The 265-nt window shown below is 64.9% G+C and carries 1 protein-coding gene; it reads left to right on the top strand.

Annotated elements, in window-relative coordinates:
- On the top strand, positions 1 to 205 hold a 205-nt coding region (locus tag FS507_RS20060; RefSeq protein WP_222121476.1), incomplete at its 5' end, for a hypothetical protein.
- Between the last annotated feature and the right edge of the window lie 60 nt (positions 206 to 265).

Genomic DNA, 265 nt, shown 5'->3' with positions numbered 1-265 from the left:
GTGTAGTGTGGTAGTGGTTTGGCTGGTGAATAGGGGTGGTGAGTTGTGGAAGAGATGGGGAGAGGTGATCGCTGGGGGGAGGGTGGTGGGTGAGGAGGATGATAGGGTGCGAGGGCTCGGGGGCGAGGACGAGAGTTGGTGGGGGGGGGTGGGTTGGGGTGGGAAGGGAGGTGAGGGGAAGAAGAAGGGGCGCGTGGAGGGTTAGGAGGAGATGGGGGGGGAAGTGCGGGGAGTGGTGGGGTGGTAGGGGGGGGAGGTGGAGATG

The organism is Corynebacterium glyciniphilum AJ 3170, from assembly GCF_007673095.1.
GTDB lineage: Bacteria > Actinomycetota > Actinomycetes > Mycobacteriales > Mycobacteriaceae > Corynebacterium.
This window is presented reverse-complemented; position numbering and strand designations above follow the sequence as displayed.